Raw genomic sequence first — 20402 nt, forward strand, 5'->3', positions numbered from 1 at the left:
AGGGGAAGAAACATGGAAGAAAACAACAACAATCTAGGAAAAAAAGTTGCTATATCAGTAATGTCGGTGGCTTTATTTGGAACGTCAGGATATCTTGTTTATGACAAAGGCTTTAGTACAGCAGGAAGAGAAACGGTAAAACTAGCAAGTAATACAGAAGAGAAAAAAGATGACCGTATTACAGGAAGTAATTTACAGTCTATGTTCCCAAATTTAGTTGCTGATCCTGCAAAAAAAGATGACAAACCTGGAGAAAAACCAAACATTAATTTAGCAGATTTAATCGGAAATAATAAATCACCGATTACACCAGTGACGTATAAGCCAGATGATGTGTCGGTAGAAAAGAAAGATCCACAAATCAAATTATCAGATGCACCAGCGCCACAAAAGCCGGAACTGCCAACTAATATGGGGGGGCCTGTGGTGGAGCCGAGTAAAAATTTACCGGATAGTTTGGTGGATACGGGGAAAACACCAGGTGGTGATAAGGAACTAGAAAAACCAAAACCGGATGGTGATAAAGAGCCGGAAAAACCAAAACCGGATGGTGATAAAGAGCCGGAAAAACCAAAACCAGATGGTGATAAAGAGCCGGAAAAACCAAAACCAGATGGTAATAAAGAACCAGAAAAACCAAAACCGGATGGTGATAAGGAACCAGAAAAACCAAAACCGGATGGTGATAAAGAGCCAGAAAAACCAAAACCGGATGGTGATAAAGAGCCGGAAAAACCAAAACCGGATGGTGATAAAGAGCCAGAAAAACCAAAACCAGATGGTGATAAAGAGCCAGAAAAACCAAAACCACCAGTGCCACACGATCAAATTACAGTATCACCAATAACGGGAGATATTTTAGTTGAGTGGTATGCTGGGAATGGAGAGAGGTATTCATCTGTATTCTTTAATGAGTATTATGGAAAAGGGCAAAATTCTGACACGTTAAATAGTAGGGCTAAATATTCGGAGGAAAATAAAGAGTTAACACTGATATCTCAATTGAATGCATCTTCAAATGCACAGACAGTTGCTGATCATAGATTAACATTGGACAATTTGGGAGAAATTTTAGCTAATAAGGAGAATTATTCGAATCAAAGTGAATTATTTTATTTACGTAACCAAATGAATACACTTAAGGAAAAAGTTACAACCCAACAAGAATTACAAGAGTATTTAAAAGAAAATAAGAAAGAGTATATTCAATCAGTTGCAAAGTTAGTATACGATAAGGCTGTACAAGAGGAGAATGTTTGGTTAAATAACCAAACAGATATAGCTTCTCTAGAACAATCTTTAAGTAAATATTACTTAGTTACTTCGGTGCTTGAAAGCGTGGATCCTAAATTAGTAGAGGCTGCAAATCAACGTGTAGAAAAGATTTTCTATAAACTATTACAAGAAGAATTAAAAAATATTAACATCGAAGCACCAGTAGTGACATCTAAAAATGATACAAAAGAAAACGTAAGTCCAGAAAAAGAAACTGTAACTAGCAGTAATGGAGGACAAGTGGTTGTTAAAGAAGATAATACGAATAAAACTGGGGCGTCAGAAATAGCTAGTGAGAAAGAGCAAAAAGATCAATTAATTGAAGCTAATAAAAACAACAAAGAAAATACGAAAGAAGTAAATCATAAAGAAACAAATAGCAATGATACAGATGGTCAAATGAAACCAGAAAAACCAGAAAAACCGGAAAAACCAAATCCGATCAATCAAGCGATTGAGAAAATTGAAACATATTTAACCCCTGAAAGTCTAAACTATGAAAATGCTTTACTATTAGCAAATCAATGGATTGATGTCGCAAAAGATCAACAAAAAGAAAAATTAAATCAGCAATTTAGTATAGCTGTAGATGGACTTAGGGGACAGATGAAAGACCCAAAATTTTCAGTGGAAGATGCTTTAAAGAAAGCAAACCTATTAGCAAGTACGGCAAGGGTAGAACAATCTGTTCGAGATGAAGCAAATAAAATGTTAATGCCACTTATGTTTGAAAGAAAAGCAAATGAGGCTGCAAATAAAGGAGAATATTATACAGCTGTATTGAATATTGCTAATGCAATTCGTACAAAGCATCCATTAGAGCGTTCAAGAGAAGAAATGGTGAATTATGCAAATAAACTATGGGAAAAAACAGAAGTCGAATGGGAGCAAATCAATGGAACACCAGATTGGCAAGAAAAGGCTGAGAAAACTGTACTTCCATCGTATACATTATTGGCACAGTTGAAAGATATCGATAAAACAATTGAAAAAATCGTTGGTATGAGTGTTATTGACAATGCGTCGAAAAAGAGGGAGGGAATCCAACTAATAGAAGTAGCAAATACAAAAGCGAATCAGAACGGAAAGCTTTACGAAGCTTTACACTATTATGGACAAGCTTCCTATCGTGGGGTTAATGATAAAAAAGGATTTTCGGATGTCGCAAATCGCGTATTAAAAGAAGGGGAAAAAATTGAAAAGAGTAATTACCTATCAGCTTTAGAAATCTATCAAATTCTTTATAAAACACCGGGGATTGAAATGACTGGAGTGAAAGATAAAGCAAAAGTTGCCATTGAATATTTAAGTACATTTGATGCTGCTAATAAAAAGGCTACTCGTATAAACACTATTGAAGATTTAGCGTCAGTAGTTGAGCTAACTCATCAAGCCATGAACTTAGGATATCAGCAGGCACCTGCAAAAGAATTTATGAAAGTTGTCTCTGAAAAAATGTTACAAACAGGTAAAGGGTATTTAGACAAAAATGAAAACAATAATGCATATAAATGTTTTGAGTTTTTAACTCGACCACAATATGCAACAACGATTGTTGGAGAAGTGCGCCAAAAAGCAATGGAGAACTTAGACAAAATAAAAGAAATGGACACAAAAAAATAAATAGATAATGAATTCGCCATCTTATTCCAAGTAAGATGGCGAAATTATTCCAAATAGGAGTGAAAGTTAATGAGTTTACTAGAAATTAGTCCATTAGATGAGGCGTTAGTGGAAGCGTTACAAAACGAAGAGAAAAGAGGCTATTTTTATGAGATATTACAGAAATCAAATTTATTCGTTGTTGCTTCTGTCGAAGGGGATACAAGTGTAGATGAAGAAGGAAATTTGATTTCTACTAATAATACACAATTACAAATTCATTATTTTGAAATGGAAGAAGGATTAATGTTACCACTGTATTCGGATTTAAAGCATCTAGAAATGGTTATTCCAGAAGAATGTCCGTATGTCTCTATGAATGCAGTTGAATTATTAAAAACAATAGATTTAGAGGCAAATGTAATATTAAACCCAGGAACAAAATTTCAAAAATTATTTGTAAAGGAAGAAATTGAAGCGATTTGTGATAACAGTATTTTTGATGTTTTCTCTAAAGAGAATAAGTAAAAAATGATGCAGTTCTATTTCTTTTTGGTATAAAATAGAGGAAGGTGGGAGAAGGTTTGGAGATTAAAGTCAAACCTGAACAACTCGAACAAATTGCCAAAAACATATCAGAGATGCAAACACACAGCCAGACCATACAACAAAATCTCAATCAATCTATGTTTAGTATTCAAATGCAATGGCAAGGAGCAACGAGTCAGCATTTTTATGGGGAATATATGAGATCAATGAGACTCATGGAATCTTACATACGTAACTTACAAGTTACAGAAAAAGAATTACGGCGTATTGCTCAAAAGTTTCGTCAAGCAGATGAAGAATATCAAAAGAAACAAAATGAAAAATTGAAAGAAACCCATAAAACAGAAAAGAAACATGAAAAATCATGGTGGGAAAAGGGCGTAGAAGGAGCAGCTGAATTCATTGGAGTAAATGATGCAATTCGTGCAGTTACCGGTAAAGACCCTATTACAGGAAAAGAATTATCATCAAAAGAAAGACTCATCGCCGCAGGATGGACGCTCCTAAACTTTGTTCCTGTTGGAAAAGTGGCAAGTCTTGCTGGAAAAGGAATAAAGTATGTCGCTTCTAGCTTTGGGAAGACGATTGTAAAAGCAGGAAAAAAACTAGGCGAAGGCGTAAAAATGGTAGCTGGAAAAGCTGGAAAAGCAGCTGTCGATGGCATAAAAACAGCCAGCCACAAAGTAAAAGAGGGTGTAAACTTTGTAGCCTCCACAGCAAAAGGATTTGCCGACAAAATCGGAAATCTATGGAACAAAGGCGCCACAACCGTAAAAACAACCTTCTTGCAGGGGAATGAAAAAATCCAGCACGCAGTAAAAACATTACTGGAATACAAATGGATCCCAGGCGAGGGAAAAGGCTTCGCCATGGCTGGAGTAGGAAATGTCTCAGGAGGAGGACAGTATTCTCTGAAAGAGGCTTATCAGTATATGGAGAGTAAGGTTGTTAAGGGTACGGGTAAAGGTAGTAATACAAACCCAAACAAAATTAAACTAACTTCAGAACGAGAAGAATACTATCGAAAGAAAATAGATGAAGCTAAAGCGCGAGGAGATTATAAAGCAGCAGATGATATTAGATATGATCGTCATTGTGAAGAAACGAAAAAACCTTTAGAGCGTAAAGATTGGGATGCTAGGACTGAAAATTTAAGAAAGAGCCAAGAGCGTGGAAGAGAAGAAGAAATAAAAGGGAGAAAAGCTTTGGGAGAACATCTTGATCGCCAATTAGAGGACAATAATGCTGGTGAGGTTGTTACATATACATCTAGTGAAGGGCATCTTACGCGTCCAGATAGCATTGGGCGTAATGATAAGGGGGAAATTGATTTAGTTCATGATCACAAACACAAAATGGGTGAAAAAGAGCAAACTATTCATAACGACAGCCAAATGCGAGCTGAAAGAGAAATGCTCGAAGATAAAAATGGGAGTCATGTTGTGACAATATCAAGTGACAAACCCGATTTAAATGGGATTCCTCCTAAGCCAAGACCAAGTGGGCCTTTAGGAGAAAAGAGTGAGATTTACTATACTGACCCAAGTAGTGGAAAAGTGACTCATAAATGGGAGGGCAATTCACGTTTACCTGGTGGAGGCCGATGGAAAAAACTATGAATAAAAATTATTATGTGACTATATTTTTTAGTATTAAGGGGGATATACATGAAACCTGATTTTTTCTCAATTACAATGTATCCTACAGTATCTTTTAACGAAGAAGAAGTATTAGGTCGTCTTTTGGATGTGTTTGAGTCAAATGAAAAATTTGCTCCTACTCATTGGGGTAACAGTGAAATGGTACGAGTAGAATATAATCGTCAGGAAATCCTGGAAAAAGTAGTTTCAGAGCATAAAGTATCAGAAGTTTACCTTTATCGTGATAAATCGGTGAACTATAGTGGGAGTTTTGAAGTTAACTGGAGTCATCGCTCATTTTTGAAGTTTGAGTTTCATAAATCGATACCTAAAAAATTATGGCCTGCTTTTTTTGAGTTATCTGACCAAATTGCAGAAATTGCGAAACCAAGTTATGGAGTAACTCAAATTTTTTGGCCTTTATCATATCCGTGGAATACCCAACGTGAGCGATTACAAATGTGGATGGAAATATCTTCCCAACCAATACCAGTTAGGTTTCTTCCTAACGGTCCCTTAGGGATAGGGGCTAGAACATACTTTAGCGGTCATATTTTAGAAATGTTTGATAAGGAATTATTACAAAATAGTCCAGCTGTGGTATCTGAGCTAGATTGGGGTGGCCTTTGTATTGATATTTTAAATAATCCATTAGAGAGTGATAGTGATACATTACTTGATAATTGGCTACAAGTAATGAAGTATTTGGAACAAGCACAAGTAATGGCTATACCAAGTTTTGATGAAGATCAGATGGGGGTAACTTATTCTCCAAATGTTGCTTGGAAGGACTATCTGAAAAGCTAAATGAAAGGAGATCATAATAATGAATGAGAATGGTAATGATAGAATAAGAGTCATGGAAATATTAAATAGATCTCAATACAATGATGAGGTTATAGATCAGTTAGATATGAGTGATTTAGACCTTACTTTTTCAGATTTGTCAGAGGTAATGGCAGAGCGTATCATGGCAAAACGAGTTCTGTTAAGAGCTTCTTCATTAATGAGAGCATCGTTTTTTGATTGTGATTTTGAGTTTGCTGATTTCAGAAGTTGTAATTTAGAGGAAATACACATTGCAGATTGTAGGTTTGGTGAAGCGGATTTCTCTACATCGAATATGAAATATGCAAAATTGAATATAAGTAGTTGTTTTGAAACATGTTTTGACGAAGTTGATTTTTCATATGGTGAATTAGTTGGAACAATTTTAAATCATGCTACTTTTCGCCATGCAAATTTATCTGGAATCAATGCTAAACAAGCAGAGTGCACTGGGACGGATTTTAGTAGTGCCAATCTTACTGATGGTAACTTCGAAAAAGCGTATTTGGAAAATGCTAATTTATCAGAAGTAGATGCTAGAAATGCGGATTTAACAAATGCAGATTTAACAGGAGCGACCCTTTTAAATGGGAATTTTATGGATGCGGATTTTACCGGTGCCAAACTTGACAATGTAGTTTGGAAGGGAGCAAATGTGGAAGGTGCTAAGTTTGACGAAGGTGTTAAGGAACAAGTATTGCAAATGATATAGAGGTTTATTTTGAATTCTGTGTAAACTTGCTGAACAGACTTGATCGACATACGTAGAAGGCTTATTCTAACTCGAAATTTGAGGAGGAGTAAGCTTTTTTGCATCATGCTAAAAAATAAAAAGAGGGAAAAGCCAATGTTAAAATGCGTATATTCAGAGGCTACTCAGTACTGAATGATATACTTCCAGAAAAATTTATAGTTAATTACCTTATTAATGGTAATCCTGGTCTTAAAGTTCTTAAAAATTAATCTAAGGAGTGAGAAGATAGTATGAAAGAATTTGAAGATAGATTTATTGAATTGCAAGCTGATATGATATCTAGTAGTTTCTTTTATTTAATTAACAAAAAGTATGTAGAGTGTCATAAGGTTAATGATGCATTGGAAAATGGAGAAGAAAAATATGATGTATCTCCAGAACGAATGTTTTAGGTGCTACAAATTATAGGTGAAGATATCGAAGAAATTGAAACATTATGCAAAGAATACGAAAAAGATATGCCAACTGAGATGAAATTAATATACGATGCTAAGAGTGGTAAGTTTAAAGCTGAATATAAGTATGATTTAATACATACAAATGAGGATATAAAAACGGCTGATGATTTTGCTGATGAGTGGTTTGAGGAAGTGAAAAATAATAACCTCTAAAAAATTTACAGTAATAGATATATCTAAATTGAATTAATAACTCATGAAAGTTGTACCATCATGGAGTACTATGTGCAATGATAGAGTAGAAAAAGAAGTACGAGTTTAGGCGAGATGATATTTTACCGGGGGATAAATATAAACCACATAGACTGTATATGAAACTAACGAACTTGTACAAACTCGTAAGTTTTAACATAGTATTTGTCATGATGTATAAAAGCTGGCATACTGTTACTATAAAACTTATAAATTTATGCTACTTAAAAACATATGAACTTAAAGCACTTGATTGTCTATGAGAGGCAACAAGTGCTTTTTGCATTTTAAGATAGAAGAGAGGATAGTATAATAAATAATAAGTACATATGTTGTTTCAGCAAATAGTATAAGAAAATAGATTAGAAGGAGCAGCTGAATTCATCGGAGTAAATGATGCAATTCGTGTAGTTACCGGTAAAGACCCTATTACAGGAAAAGAATTATCAACAAAAGAAAGACTCATCGCCGCAGGTTGGACACTCCTAAACTTTGTTCCTGTTGGAAAAGTGGCAAGTTACCGGGCGATAAATATAAACACATGGAATGTATATTAAACTAACAAGCTCGTACAAACTCGTAAGTTTTAATATAGTATTTGTCATGATGTACAAAAGGCGTCATACTGTTACTACAAAACTTACAAATTTACGCTACTTAAAAACATATGAACTTAAAGCACTTGATTGTTAATTAAAGGCAACAAGTGCTTTTTAGCGTTTTAGCGTAGAAATTTAAAAGAGCATTATAATTTTATTAGTGCATTAAGTGTTAAATTTTTATTGTTGTTTTATAGATTGTAATGGCTATGTACAGTGTACGACGATAGTAGAGGGAAAACTAAAGGGGTGTATTATTTTTTGAAGTCATCGTAAAGTACGTTTTAACGGAAGGACAAGTACGTGATGGACTACAAGCGCTATTGTCCGATATGGCGAAAGTATTAATACAACGAGAACTAAAGAAATATGAAGTAGATGTGAAGGCGATTGAACAATCTATAGTATTTACACATGAACCAAATGACTTTTTGGTGAATGGCATGTTAGAGCTATTAGACCAATATTAACGTCTTGAGAAATCTTTTTTGACAAAAAAATAATATATCCCTTGACAGTTACAAATATAACCGATATACTTCATATTAATTTCAAAAGAAAATATATTCTAAATATTAAAATGTGTTGAATAGGAGTAGTAAGGTCGTATATTTGTACAGAGAGCTATGGGTTGGTGCGACATAGTCAAATGACATCCTGAACTCGCCTAGGAGCAGTAAGGTGGAACGGAATCACATTCTTAGTAAATCTTAACGGTTAACCTTCGATATTAGGTTTGTAATCAAACGATTACTACTAAGGTGGATTCATAATGGAATCAATAAGGGTGGTACCGCGTTAAGTAAATGGCTTAGCGTCTCTTTATATAGAGATGCTAGGCCATTTTTTTATTATATGGAAGAAGAAATGGAGGGTTTATTTGGATAGGTCTATAAAATTTATTTATTTATATAAAAAGATTTAATTAGGAGGAAAATGAGATGAAACAGACGGAGCAATGGACTTCGAAATTAGGTTTTATAATGGCAGCAGCCGGATCAGCAATTGGACTTGGTGCGATATGGAAGTTTCCTTATATCGCTGGGAAAAGCGGGGGAGGAGCATTCTTTTTAATCTTTATATTATTTACTGTATTAATTGGGCTACCGCTACTTATAGCTGAATTTATGATTGGTCGCAGTACACAGAAACAAGCAGTTGGAGCATTTAAAAGTATCGCGCCAAATACAGGATGGCACTGGATTGGACGACTTGGCGTTGGAACATGTTTTATACTACTTTCGTTTTATAGCGTTGTAGGTGGATGGGTGTTAATTTATTTATTCAGAGGAGTAACGGGACAACTTATTACTCCGGGACAAAATTACGGAGCATTATTTACTGAAACAATTGGAAATCCCACTTGGGCGATTATAGGACATTTCGCTTTTATGTTCATTACGATATGGGTTGTATCAAAAGGTGTACAAAATGGAATTGAAAAAGCAAGTAAATATATGTTGCCAGCATTGTTCGTTTTATTTGTCGCTCTTATTATTCGTTCGTTAACACTTGATGATGCAATGAAAGGTGTGAAGTTTTTCTTACAACCAGATTTCTCAAAGATTACTTCGGAAAGTATTTTGTTCGCAATGGGGCAATCATTCTTTGCGATTAGTATCGGGATTTCGATTATGGTCACGTATAGTTCCTATTTAAATAAAAAAGAAAGCTTACCAAAATCAGCAATAACAATTGTTGGATTGAATTTATTTGTTTCTTTATTTGCGGGTCTTGCTATTTTTCCAGCCGTATTTTCATTAGGAATGGAGCCAACAGAAGGACCTGGATTACTATTTATCGTATTACCATCTGTATTTAGTCAAATCCCATTCGGTGGATTTTTCTTAACAGTATTTCTTGCACTATTTACATTTGCGACATTAACATCAGCATTTTCTCTACTAGAAACTGTTGTTTCAGCATTAGCAAATGGTGAACAAGAAAAGAGAACGAAATTATCATGGCTGATCGGTTTCGGCATTTTCTTAGTAGGTATACCATCAGCGTTATCATTTGGAGTATGGAGTGATATTACGATTTTCGGAAAGAATATTTTTGATGCAGTAGACTTTTTATCTAGTAATATATTAATGCCGCTTGGTGCACTATTTATTAGTATTTTCGTATCATTCAAGATGGAAAAGAAAGTACTAGAAGCAGAGTTTTTTGTAGGTGGAAATTATGGGAAGAAAGTATTTATTTGTTGGGCATTTTTACTTCGATTTGTAGCACCACTCGCAATAATTATCGTCTTCTTAAATGTAATAGGGATTATTTAACATTAAATGTTATAATATTCAGTAAAAAAAGAAGATGGTGATGTTTATGGCGAATTTGATAGAAACAGGAGAGTATATGAATATTAGAGGGAAAAAGCTATACGTTGAAACACATGGAAATCCTAAAAATAAGCCAGTCTTATACTTGCATGGTGGTCCAGGAGAGAGTTGTTATGATTTTTCATTTCACCAAGCGGAACGTTTAAAAGATTCTTTATATGTAATTATGATAGATCAAAGAGGTGTTTGTCGTTCAGAAAAAATTACTGAAGACGAAGCTTTTGGATTAAATGATTTGATTGAAGACTGTGAGGAATTAAAAAAAGTATTACAAATTGAGAAGTGGTCTATAATTGGACATTCTTTCGGTGGATATGTAGCATTGTTATATGCGTCGATATATCCAAGTTCAATAGAGAAAATAATATTTGAAGGGCCAACTTTCGACTTTGCATTAACAAGTAGAGCTTTGTTGCAAAAGACAGGGCATTTATTAAAAAAGCATGGAAAAGAAGAAGTAGCAAAAGAGTGCTTTGCTTATTCATCTAGCAATGCTAGTTCAGAAGAGTTGTTAGAAGCTTATATAAGATTAAGCGCTGAATTAGAAGAAAAAAGAATGGAGATTTACAATTATAAGGAAGATGAAACAGACTATAGTTTATATAGTGATGAAGAGTGGGAAGTATTTTCAAATCGTTCTCAAATTCATTTTGATAGATTAAAATTAGAGGGTGCATGTCATAAATCATTATTATATAAAATAAAAGAAGTACAGAATCAAATGTTATTAATTGTAGGAAAACATGATGTAGTAACGTGTGAAGAACAAATTAAAACATTTAATAAAGATGCCCGAAACGGCAAGTATATCGTATTTGAAGAGAGCGGTCATTCACCTCATTATGAGGAAGCAGATAGGTTTGCAGAAACAGTCATACATTTTTTGAAATGAAGAAAAGGGTGCTTCTATAAATGAGAGGCACCCTTTCTATATTTCTGGATATGTGATTGTGATGTTAGGCCACTTACTTTGCCAATTCTTTTTTATAACTCTGTTTTTGTACATATGTAATCGTTCTTTCGATTCAAGAAAATGAGCTGTTGGTCTCACTTGTAAGGAAAGGACATCTTCAATACCACATGGGGCTGTTAATATGACGTTGTTTAGTTCATCAAGTGTAACTCCTAAAGCTGTTGCTGTTTCAGGAAATTTAGAAATAGCATCAACAGAAGAAGAATATGGTGGCATATTATTCACTACATGCATACGAGCTTGATTTTTTACAGACCAAGGGATAGTAGCATCCATATTCATTAATTTCGTTTCTAATGATTGTTCGTATATCTCATCTTGATGTAGACTATCATAATAAATTACATCAACATCAGGCATAGCCGCTTTAGCTTCATAGTCATGTAAAGTATCCCAAATTTTAGAACGAACAAAGCCGGCACAAACCCACCAATCAGGTAACTCTAGTGATTTTGCCATTTGTAATACATTCATCATCCATTCGTCGTTTTCTATTAAGCGAATGATATCTTGTTCTGTTTGTATAGTCATTTGTTATCTCACCTGCTTTTTTTTAGAGAGTAAATTTAATTCATAAGCTTTATAATCCATGTAATCCAGTAAGCACCTGGTATGAATAACAGTTGAGCAAGTAATGTACCAAAAAGTCTAGAAATCATTAGCCAAGCATACATTTTACTCATTGCTTCAGCACCTTCTTCTGATTGAAGAGCTCGCTCTGTTAAAAGAGCAATACGTGGATCTAGTAGCACTGTTAATAAAATAGTAGCAAAACCATTAATAAGACCAGAAGCTGTAGTGGCTTTTGTTGCGAAAGCTGGAATTAAAAAAGAAGCATATAGTGCGGAAAGAACTCCCGCTGTATAAATTGCAGTAGCGAACATGTTAATAAGCATTATACGCTTTGGAATACCGCCGATACGCAGTCTATGAATCATTTCTAACTTTGGAAAGCGGACATATTTTTTTGTGTACTTTAATTTTTGAATGTTATTCGTTTTCATCATTCGAATGAAAGAACCGTCTGTTTCAAAGTTTTGAATGACATATCCAAATAGTTTTGTCAAAGTTGGATACAGTATAATCGCAAGCAATGTACCGATAGAAGCAGATAATAGTACAAGACGTATAATATGCTCTAAATCAATAGAAGGATCTAGTTTTGCTTCGTCCACAATCCCGCCAAGTAAAAAGGCTTGTAGTAAGTTTGACGTTCTTGAAATGAGTAATACGATTCCTACGACGGATAATGCGACAGCAATCTTCTTTAAACGAACCCCGGCTAATCGAATACTATAAGAGCTTGTTTCAACTGCGTGGATTACAATTGTGAAAGCCATTATAAAAATTAACGTAATTGACATTTGTTTCACCAGTTTCTATTAAAATAATTGTAACTTTTTTACTTTATCATATCTATCGTATTTTGTAACTGAAAGTATGTGACATATGGAAATTGATTTTTCGAAAAAATAGATAATGATAGTATAATAGGGAGAAGTGGAAGAGATGTTAGCAGTTATTTATACAGCAAATTAAGTGGAGGAATGAAACATGTATAAAACATTTCTATTTGATTTAGATGGAACTTTAACGGATCCGAAAGAAGGGATTGTAAATTCGGTTTTGTATGCGTTAAAAAAAGTAGGAATTGAAGAAGTACATATAAGTGAGTTAGATTCATTTATAGGTCCTCCTATTCAGCAATCATTCGTAGAGAGATATAATATGAGTGAAGGAGAGGTTGAACGTGCAGTTTTTTACTTCCGTGAGTATTTAAAGCAGCGTGGATTGTTTGAAAATAATGTATACGAGGGGATTCTGAAGCTCTTGCAACAATTAAAAAGTTCAGGAAATCGCATATTCGTAGCTACTTCAAAGCCCACTGTATTTGCGAAACAAGTTATAGAGCATTTTCAATTAACGAATTATTTCGAAGATATCATTGGAAGTAATTTAGATGGTACGAGAATAAAAAAAGAAGAAATAATTGCTCATATTTTACAAACAAATGAAGAACTAAATAAAGAAGAAATGATAATGATTGGTGATAGAAAGCACGATATAATAGGTGCGAATCAGAATGGAATTGCTTCAATTGGTGTTTTATATGGCTATGGCTGTGAGAAAGAACTGACTGAAGTTAGTGCGACTTACATAGTGAAAGATGTTGAAGAACTGTATCATTTTTGTGCAGAAAAAAGTTTAATAAATTAGTAAATATAGATGCTAGCAATCCCTTTATAACGTATGATGAGGAATTCGTTTCTGTTTAAAGGGATTTTTCATATGTAATCGAATATTTATAATTAGACATTTTTAGCATGAAAAAATTGTATGAATAAGAGGAGGGATGTCAGAATTAAAAGATTAGTAGAAGTTTATCAACAAATTTTAGAATATTCTGTTTAAAGGAGGGGTAAAATTGGAGTTAGTTATTATATTATTAGCACTAAGTTTACTTATGTTCGTAGCATACAGAGGCTTTTCTGTTATTCTATTCGCACCGATATTTGCATTATTTGCAGTATTTTTGACAGAACCTAGTTATGTATTACCTTTCTTTTCTAATATCTTTATGGAGAAAATGGTTGGATTTATAAAGTTATATTTTCCTGTGTTTTTATTAGGAGCAATATTTGGAAAAGTAGTGGAAATGTCAGGAATTGCAGATTCTATCGCAAAAACGATTATTGAGTTAGTTGGTGAAAAACGTACTATATTAGCGATTGTATTAATGGGGGCTATTTTAACGTATAGTGGTGTTAGTGTGTATGTAGTAGTGTTTGCTGTTTATCCGTTCGCAGCTAAGTTGTTTCGACAAGCTAATATTCCAAAACGTTTAATCCCTGGAACGATTGTTCTTGGAGCAGTAACGTTTACAATGGATGCGCTACCTGGATCACCACAAATTCAAAATGTAATACCTACAACATTTTTTAAAACGGATATTTATGCTGCACCGATACTTGGGATTGTAGGAGCAATTTTTGTTCTTACATTAGGTTTACTATATTTAGAGAGTAGACGTAAGAAGGCAAAAGCAGCAGGTGAAGGATATTTTGGTTTTAATGATGGAAATACTGAAATGGCAGCATCTTTGCAATTAGAACAAAAAAATATGCCATTAATTAATAACATTGAAATCACAAGAGCACAACAACTTATTGCATTTATACCACTTATTTTAGTAGGTGTAATGAATAAAGTGTTTACTATTATGATACCGAAGTGGTATCCAAGCGGTTTTGATTTTTCTGCAATTGGTATGAAAGCATTTGGAAAAGTAGAATTAAGTGCAGTAGTAGGAATCTGGTCTGTAGAATTGGCACTTATTATAGGGATCTTAACAACGTTATTATTATATTGGAAGCGAGTAGTAACAGGTTTCCAAGCTGGATTGAATACAAGTATTGGTGGAGCACTACTTGCAACGATGAATACAGGAGCTGAGTTTGGATTCGGTGGTGTTATTGCAGCACTTCCAGGCTTCGCAATTATGAGAGATGGTATCTCTGCTACTTTCACAAATCCGTTAGTGAATGGTGCAGTAACGACGAATATTTTAGCTGGAATTACAGGCTCTGCATCAGGAGGTATGGGAATAGTATTAAGTGCAATGGGAGATAAATTTATTGCAGCGGCCAATCAATTTGATATTCCATTAGAAGTTATGCACCGTATCGTATCAATGGCATCAGGAGGAATGGATACACTACCGCATAACGGGGCTATTATTACTATTCTTACAGTAACAGGATTAACACATAAACAGTCCTATAAAGATATATTTGCTATTACAATTTTGAAAACGGTTGCTGTATTTTTAGTTATCGCGTTCTATACTTTAACAGGACTCTATTAAACATTCGAATCGTAAAGATTCATCAAATCGATAATTTATATCATAAAATATTAATTAGGATAAGAAGGGGTGGAGTACTTGCAAGAAGTTTCTGAGTTTCGTATGCCAAAGTCGGTATTATATGGAAGGAATTCGCTTGAAAAACTGGGGGAACAATCAAAAAAGTTAGGGAAAAGAGCTTTTATAGTTACTGATACAATTATGGAGAAATTAGGATATGTTGAAAAGTGTATACAACAACTAAATAAGAAAAGTATTACTGTTAGTACATATAATAAAGTAGATGCTGAGCCTACAAATATACACGTGTTAGAAGCGTTATCTCTTTGTAAAGAGGAAAAGTGTGATTTTATTATCGGTATTGGTGGTGGAAGTTGTATTGATGCTGCGAAAGCAGTAGCGGTTTTATATACAAATGGTGGAGAAGTTGAGGATTATGTCCAAAAGGATATTGAAATAGAAAACAACCCACTACCACTTATTGCAATTCCAACAACTTCTGGTACTGGATCGGAAGTTACAAGCGTAGCAGTAATTACGAATAAAAAAACAGATGTAAAAATGATGATGAAGCATCCTAGTTTTATACCGAAAGTAGCAATTATAGATCCAGTTTTGACAAGTTCATTACCACCACAAATTACGGCAGCAACAGGAATAGATGCGTTATGTCATGCAATTGAAGCGTATATTTCTAAAGTTTCACAACCACTTACAGATGTACTTGCTCTTTCAGCTATTGAAAGTATTATGAAATATTTACGTATAGCATATGAAGATGGACGTAATATGGAGGCAAGAGAAGCGATAATGATTGCTTCCTTACAAGCTGGAATTGCATTTTCTAATGCATCAGTTACATTAGTTCATGGAATGTCAAGGCCAGTGGGAGCATTATTTCATGTACCGCATGGAATATCAAATGCCATATTATTACCTACAGTGTTAGAGTTTACAAAAACAAGTGCAATGAAAAGGTTAGCAAAAATTGGACGTAGTTTAAATAAGGATTTGTATTCGAATTCTGATGAGGAAGTAGCAGATTACACACTTGGTGAAATAAAAAAACTTTGCTTTGATCTTCGTATTCCAAATTTAAAAGAATACGGAATCGATGAAATTGAATTTGAAAATGCTATTTCTAAAATGGCATCAGATGCAATTGAAAGTGGTAGCCCAGCTAATAACCCACGTGTTCCATCATATGATGAAATCAAAGAGCTGTATCGAGAGTGTTTTAATTATAAGTATAAAGAATTCATAAAAAAATCAGATTATTAATTTCAGAATATTCTATAAAAATTTCCTTGGAAATGAAAGTAGAATTATTCTTTATTATTTCCGTATTTTCCGTTAAAACAAGACTTTATATTCCAAACTTAAAGTCTTGTTTTATTATGTATAATATACATAATAAAACATTGCTATTAGTTTCATAAAAATAGTTTAGGTAGGTGTTTGTATGAAAACGATAGGTCTTATAGGTGGTATGAGTTGGGAATCAACTTCTGAATATTATCGAATTATTAATGAAGAAATAAAAGAGAGATTAGGAGGGCTACATTCAGCAAAATGTTTGATTAATAGTGTGGACTTTGAAGAGATTGAAAGATTCCAGTCTAGAGGAGATTGGAATGGAGCAGGTGAAGTTTTAGCGAATGCGGCGTATTCATTACAGAAGGGAGGAGCGGACTTTATAATCATTTGTACAAATACAATGCATAAGGTAGTTGGAAAAATAAAGGAGAAAATTGATATTCCAGTCTTACATATTGCTGATGCAACTGCAAAAGCAATTAAAAGAAAAGACATTCAAAAGGTTGGTCTGCTTGGAACTAAATATACAATGGAGCAAGATTTCTATAAGTCACGTATAGAAGAAAATAATATAAAAGTAATAGTACCATCAGAAAAAAATAGAAAAGAAATAAATAAAGTAATATATACAGAATTATGTTTAGGAAAAATAGTATTTCAATCTAGAGAGTATTATAAAAGGGTTATAGAAGAATTAGTACAAGAAGGAGCACAAGGAATTATATTAGGTTGTACGGAAATAGGTTTATTAATAAAGCAAGAAAACGTATCAGTCCCGATATTTGATACGACTTATATACATGCAATTGAAGCAGTCAAGGTAGCTTTAGATAAATAGATTATAATTATATTATGTAAACTTAATTCATATATCTGGAAAACATTCAGAAAATATTTTATAATGTAAGTGGTTACATTTAAGGGGGAATGCGTATGTTTTCAGTTCAACCAATCGCATTTGTACATAATGAAAGAAAGGAAATAAAAGATGATGATTGGGGAGAAGTAAGATCCCGTATAACTTTAACTGAAATGTATGCAGAAGAAAGTATACAAGGGATTGAAGATTTTTCCCATATTGAAGTTGTTTTTTATTTTCATAAAGTAACTGACGAGCAAATTCAGTATTTTGCTAGACATCCTAGAAATAATAAAGATTATCCTGAAGTAGGTATTTTTGCACAGCGCGGAAAAAATCGCCCGAATCGCATAGGTGTAACAATTGTAAAGGTGATCAAAAGAGAAGGTAAATCAATTATTGTTGAGGGATTAGATGCTATTAATGGTACTCCTATATTGGATATAAAACCAATAATGAAAGAGTTTATGCCGAAAGAAGAAATACACCAGCCTAAATGGGCAACGGATATAATGAGACAGTATTGGAAGGGGAATGGAGTAAAATGAGAATATATGAGGCAACAATTGCAGATTTAGATGGACTAGCATCAGTTTTTAATAACTATCGCATGTTTTATAGGCAGGATTCTGATTTAGAAGGTGCAAAAGTATTTTTACGAAATCGAATTGAGAAAAAAGAGTCCGTTATTTTCGTAGCAGTTGAAGACGGCGAATATATTGGGTTCACACAACTATATCCATCATTTTCTTCCATTTCAATGAAAGAATTATGGATTTTAAATGATTTATTTGTACAAGCGGCGAAGCGTGGAGCCGGAACAGGTAAAAAATTATTAGAAGCTGCTAAAGAATACGCATTAGAGAATGGAGCAAAAGGTGTAAAATTGCAAACAGAGATTGATAATTTATCAGCACAACGATTATATGCTGAAAATGGTTATTTGAGAGATAATCGTTATTTCCATTACGAATTAACGTTTTAAAAAATTAAGTTGAAAGAGACATTTTCAAGAAAAAGAATTTCTTTGTAATGAGAAATTCTTTTTTATTTTTGCCTAAATTAAACATGAAGAAAACGATATTTATTTATTGTTAAACGATAAATAATATGATAAAATTATGTTATCATTAAATAAATGAGGTATTGTAAATGAATCTTAACCGAAGTTCAACAACGTTCTTAAAAGTAATTATTTTTCTTGCTGGAATTTCAGTACTTGCTTTATGCATATTTTTAGTGCCGGAAATGGCGGATTTCACAGAGAATTTGTATCCTAATATTGCTTCGATAAAATATCTTGTTTTCATTGTGATGTATGGAGCAGCTGTGCCTTTTTACGTTGCTCTTTATCAGGCTTTCAATCTTTTACAGTATATTGACGAGAACACAGCGTTCTCGTCAATATACTGTAAAAGCGTTAAAGAATATAAAGCACTGTGCAGTTACAATCAGTGGTTTGTATGTATTGGGTTTGCCACTTTTTCATTTTATAGCGAAAAAAATGGACCCTCCTATTGGGTTAGTGGGACTTATTATCGTTTTTGCTTCGCTCGTTATCGCCGTTTTTGCCGCTATCCTTCAACGCCTTCTACAAGAAGCAATTAACATAAAATCAGAAAATGATTTGACAGTCTGAGGTGGTTGATATGACAATTATTATTAATATTGACGTCATGTTAGCAAAACGAAAGATGAGTGTAACGGAGCTTTCGGAGAAGGTTGGAATTACGATGGCGAATCTTTCTATTTTGAAAAATGGGAAAGCAAAAGCGGTTCGTTTTTCAACATTAGAAGCGATATGTAAAGCTTTGGAGTGTCAGCCAGGGGATATTTTGGAGTATAAAAACGATGAGAATACTCAATAAAAAAAGATAACAAATGTAAATAATAGAAGTCAATAAAGAAGGGATAGCCACTAAGCTATTCCTTCTTTACGTTAATTGCTGTTACTAATAAAAAATAAAATTTGAATTGCAATGTTTGCGTATCAAAAGGGAACTTGCTACCTTTTGAGGTGATCCGTTTTATGGAAGACAATTATTTTCCAAAAAGGCTATTTTAACTATGTTTTAAATTATTTTGAGTGAATCAAAATCTTCATTTGTATTATAGTTGATTTAAAACCCAGTTTGTTGCATCTTCAAAGTTATCTGCAATGTAGTTTGGTTCAATATGTGCCCATTTGTCTCGGTACGTATGCAAAGCATCATACCCAGCGCCTGTTCGGACTAGAATCGTTGTTGCATTTACTTTTGCTCCTGCAACAATATCAGTCCAGCGATCACCAACTACAGCACATTGTGTTAAATCAAGCCCATGTTTTTTTGCTGCTTTAAGCAGCATGCCTGTACTTGGTTTACGGCATTCACAACCATCACCGTGTTTATGAGGACATACATAAATATCATCAAAACCGAAGCCTTCTAATTCTTGTACAAAATCGGCTACAGTTGCTATTCCATCTGCGATACCAGGTTGATTTGTGAAAGAGAAAATTTTTATATTTTTAGCTTTTAGTTTTTGCAAGGATGTTTTTGTGAATGGAAATAATGTAAAAGATCCCGGATAATGTATTGTAGTGTCACCACCAATTGTACCGTCACGATCAATGAAAATTGCTTTAATGTTTGTCATAGTTATAGTCCCTTCAATTATAAGTAGTTTAAAAATGTTTTACAAATCGGTAGCCATTTACTTCATACCCTAATTTTTTGTAAAAAGGATGAGCTTCTACTCTTTTTGTTCCACTAACTAGCCATGTGCCAATGCAATTATGTTTCTTTGCTAATTGCTCTGCATAATCCATCAACACTTGTCCAATGCCTTTCCGTCGTATGTTAGAATCGACGCTAATAATTGAAATCTCTCCATAACGTGTTACATCTTCTAAATTTTCACGTATACGAAATCCAAGTAATCCAAATATAGCTCCTTCTTCTTCTTCGTAAACATATAAAAAATCAAACGGACTCATTTGTACGAATTGTAATCGATTGTTCATATCTTCATAGGAAATAGAGGAACCTTTTAATTCTTTCGTTAAAGAACAAAGTGCGTCTATATCATCTATCGTTGCTTCACGAATTTGAAAAGACATATTATCCACTCCAATAAAATGTAATCAAACATTTAATATTCTGTTAAAA

Annotated in this window: 18 protein-coding genes, 4 pseudogenes and 1 other annotated feature; of the genes and pseudogenes, 18 read left to right on the forward strand and 4 right to left on the reverse strand. The window is 33.7% G+C overall.

The features are described 5' to 3' along the window. The first annotated feature begins 12 nt into the window (after positions 1-12). The 10 genes and pseudogenes from MHH27_RS11035 (at position 13) to MHH27_RS11080 (ending at position 11131) form a co-directional block, all read left to right on the forward strand. Positions 13-2898, forward strand: coding sequence for a hypothetical protein (locus MHH27_RS11035; RefSeq protein ID WP_340942526.1), 2886 nt, complete (start codon positions 13-15; stop codon positions 2896-2898). A gap of 69 nt (positions 2899-2967) precedes the next feature. Further along, positions 2968-3405 carry an SseB family protein gene (locus tag MHH27_RS11040; protein WP_053564628.1) on the forward strand — a complete coding sequence of 146 codons (438 nt, stop codon included), beginning with the start codon at positions 2968-2970 and terminating at the stop codon, positions 3403-3405. Between the two features lie 56 nt (positions 3406-3461). Next, complete coding sequence (locus MHH27_RS11045) at positions 3462-5045, forward strand: WXG100 family type VII secretion target (protein ID WP_340942529.1); 1584 nt, start codon at positions 3462-3464, stop codon at positions 5043-5045. Positions 5046-5093: 48 nt separating this feature from the next. After that, a complete protein-coding gene (locus MHH27_RS11050; RefSeq protein ID WP_090976435.1) occupies positions 5094-5873 on the forward strand; it encodes a hypothetical protein in 780 nt (259 codons plus the stop codon). A 19-nt stretch (positions 5874-5892) separates the two neighbouring features. Further along, positions 5893-6606: a pentapeptide repeat-containing protein gene (locus MHH27_RS11055; protein ID WP_098250529.1), complete on the forward strand. Its 714-nt coding sequence runs from the start codon at positions 5893-5895 to the stop codon at positions 6604-6606. A 272-nt stretch (positions 6607-6878) separates the two neighbouring features. Further along, positions 6879-7259: pseudogene (locus MHH27_RS11060) on the forward strand (DUF600 domain-containing protein). A 392-nt stretch (positions 7260-7651) separates the two neighbouring features. Continuing rightward, a pseudogene (locus MHH27_RS11065) lies at positions 7652-7816 on the forward strand (pre-toxin TG domain-containing protein); the annotation flags it as partial. 383 nt (positions 7817-8199) lie between these two features. Further along, positions 8200-8364 (forward strand): annotated as a pseudogene (locus MHH27_RS11070) (recombinase family protein); the annotation flags it as partial. 109 nt (positions 8365-8473) lie between these two features. After that, positions 8474-8722, forward strand: a binding site (T-box leader). Positions 8723-8838: 116 nt separating this feature from the next. Then, positions 8839-10179, forward strand: a complete 1341-nt coding sequence (locus MHH27_RS11075) for a sodium-dependent transporter (RefSeq protein ID WP_071714357.1) — start codon at positions 8839-8841, stop codon at positions 10177-10179. 46 nt (positions 10180-10225) lie between these two features. Further along, positions 10226-11131, forward strand: coding sequence for an alpha/beta fold hydrolase (locus tag MHH27_RS11080; protein ID WP_081367215.1), 906 nt, complete (start codon positions 10226-10228; stop codon positions 11129-11131). Positions 11132-11167: 36 nt separating this feature from the next. Here the strand turns inward: MHH27_RS11080 and MHH27_RS11085 are convergent, their stop codons facing one another. Both MHH27_RS11085 and MHH27_RS11090 read right to left on the reverse strand, forming a co-directional pair. After that, positions 11168-11743: a nucleotidyltransferase family protein gene (locus MHH27_RS11085; protein WP_340942533.1), complete on the reverse strand. Its 576-nt coding sequence runs from the start codon at positions 11741-11743 to the stop codon at positions 11168-11170. 35 nt (positions 11744-11778) lie between these two features. Continuing rightward, the gene (locus MHH27_RS11090; RefSeq protein ID WP_000028911.1) at positions 11779-12576 is read right to left on the reverse strand and encodes a lipid II flippase Amj family protein; all 798 of its coding nucleotides are present in this window, start codon (positions 12574-12576) and stop codon (positions 11779-11781) included. Positions 12577-12766: 190 nt separating this feature from the next. Between MHH27_RS11090 and MHH27_RS11095 the strand changes: the two genes are divergently transcribed. The 8 genes and pseudogenes from MHH27_RS11095 to MHH27_RS11130 all read left to right on the forward strand — a co-directional run bounded on the left by MHH27_RS11095 (position 12767) and on the right by MHH27_RS11130 (position 19121). Further along, on the forward strand, positions 12767-13429 hold the full coding sequence (locus tag MHH27_RS11095; protein ID WP_069355516.1) for an HAD family hydrolase: 663 nt from the start codon (positions 12767-12769) through the stop codon (positions 13427-13429). Between the two features lie 208 nt (positions 13430-13637). Further along, complete coding sequence (locus tag MHH27_RS11100; protein ID WP_000424326.1) at positions 13638-15077, forward strand: GntP family permease; 1440 nt, start codon at positions 13638-13640, stop codon at positions 15075-15077. A gap of 78 nt (positions 15078-15155) precedes the next feature. Beyond that, the gene (locus tag MHH27_RS11105; protein ID WP_340942536.1) at positions 15156-16358 is read left to right on the forward strand and encodes an iron-containing alcohol dehydrogenase; all 1203 of its coding nucleotides are present in this window, start codon (positions 15156-15158) and stop codon (positions 16356-16358) included. Between the two features lie 181 nt (positions 16359-16539). Beyond that, positions 16540-17232 carry an aspartate/glutamate racemase family protein gene (locus MHH27_RS11110; RefSeq protein ID WP_069355519.1) on the forward strand — a complete coding sequence of 231 codons (693 nt, stop codon included), beginning with the start codon at positions 16540-16542 and terminating at the stop codon, positions 17230-17232. Positions 17233-17327: 95 nt separating this feature from the next. Continuing rightward, positions 17328-17801, forward strand: a complete 474-nt coding sequence (locus MHH27_RS11115; RefSeq protein ID WP_072938307.1) for an SAM-dependent methyltransferase — start codon at positions 17328-17330, stop codon at positions 17799-17801. Next, positions 17798-18238 (forward strand): GNAT family N-acetyltransferase, encoded by a 441-nt coding sequence (locus MHH27_RS11120; RefSeq protein WP_001223866.1) that lies wholly within the window; start codon positions 17798-17800, stop codon positions 18236-18238. Before MHH27_RS11115 ends, MHH27_RS11120 begins: the two co-directional genes overlap by 4 nt. Positions 18239-18405: 167 nt before the next feature. Next, positions 18406-18892 (forward strand): annotated as a pseudogene (locus MHH27_RS11125) (DUF2975 domain-containing protein). A 10-nt stretch (positions 18893-18902) separates the two neighbouring features. Beyond that, a complete protein-coding gene (locus tag MHH27_RS11130) occupies positions 18903-19121 on the forward strand; it encodes a helix-turn-helix domain-containing protein (protein ID WP_000152534.1) in 219 nt (72 codons plus the stop codon). 241 nt (positions 19122-19362) lie between these two features. On the opposite strand, the gene MHH27_RS11135 is transcribed toward MHH27_RS11130, so the two are convergent. Then, a complete protein-coding gene (locus tag MHH27_RS11135; protein WP_000181782.1) occupies positions 19363-19890 on the reverse strand; it encodes an HAD-IIIA family hydrolase in 528 nt (175 codons plus the stop codon). A 28-nt stretch (positions 19891-19918) separates the two neighbouring features. Continuing rightward, positions 19919-20353 (reverse strand): GNAT family N-acetyltransferase, encoded by a 435-nt coding sequence (locus MHH27_RS11140; RefSeq protein ID WP_340942540.1) that lies wholly within the window; start codon positions 20351-20353, stop codon positions 19919-19921. Positions 20354-20402 lie beyond the last annotated feature (49 nt).

Origin of the sequence: Bacillus sp. FSL L8-0152 (assembly GCF_038006365.1) — a bacterium.
GTDB classification, from domain to species: Bacteria; Bacillota; Bacilli; order Bacillales; family Bacillaceae_G; genus Bacillus_A; species Bacillus_A cereus.

Coding starts and splice junctions, on each gene's coding strand:
- MHH27_RS11035 (WP_340942526.1), top strand. CDS start 13: ATGGAAGAAAACAACAACAATCTAGGAAAAAAAGTTGCTATATCAGTA.
- MHH27_RS11040 (WP_053564628.1), top strand. CDS start 2,968: ATGAGTTTACTAGAAATTAGTCCATTAGATGAGGCGTTAGTGGAAGCG.
- MHH27_RS11050 (WP_090976435.1), top strand. CDS start 5,094: ATGAAACCTGATTTTTTCTCAATTACAATGTATCCTACAGTATCTTTT.
- MHH27_RS11055 (WP_098250529.1), top strand. CDS start 5,893: ATGAATGAGAATGGTAATGATAGAATAAGAGTCATGGAAATATTAAAT.
- MHH27_RS11075 (WP_071714357.1), top strand. CDS start 8,839: ATGAAACAGACGGAGCAATGGACTTCGAAATTAGGTTTTATAATGGCA.
- MHH27_RS11080 (WP_081367215.1), top strand. CDS start 10,226: ATGGCGAATTTGATAGAAACAGGAGAGTATATGAATATTAGAGGGAAA.
- MHH27_RS11085 (WP_340942533.1), bottom strand. CDS start 11,743: ATGACTATACAAACAGAACAAGATATCATTCGCTTAATAGAAAACGAC.
- MHH27_RS11090 (WP_000028911.1), bottom strand. CDS start 12,576: ATGTCAATTACGTTAATTTTTATAATGGCTTTCACAATTGTAATCCAC.
- MHH27_RS11095 (WP_069355516.1), top strand. CDS start 12,767: ATGTATAAAACATTTCTATTTGATTTAGATGGAACTTTAACGGATCCG.
- MHH27_RS11110 (WP_069355519.1), top strand. CDS start 16,540: ATGAAAACGATAGGTCTTATAGGTGGTATGAGTTGGGAATCAACTTCT.
- MHH27_RS11115 (WP_072938307.1), top strand. CDS start 17,328: ATGTTTTCAGTTCAACCAATCGCATTTGTACATAATGAAAGAAAGGAA.
- MHH27_RS11120 (WP_001223866.1), top strand. CDS start 17,798: ATGAGAATATATGAGGCAACAATTGCAGATTTAGATGGACTAGCATCA.
- MHH27_RS11130 (WP_000152534.1), top strand. CDS start 18,903: ATGACAATTATTATTAATATTGACGTCATGTTAGCAAAACGAAAGATG.
- MHH27_RS11135 (WP_000181782.1), bottom strand. CDS start 19,890: ATGACAAACATTAAAGCAATTTTCATTGATCGTGACGGTACAATTGGT.
- MHH27_RS11140 (WP_340942540.1), bottom strand. CDS start 20,353: ATGTCTTTTCAAATTCGTGAAGCAACGATAGATGATATAGACGCACTT.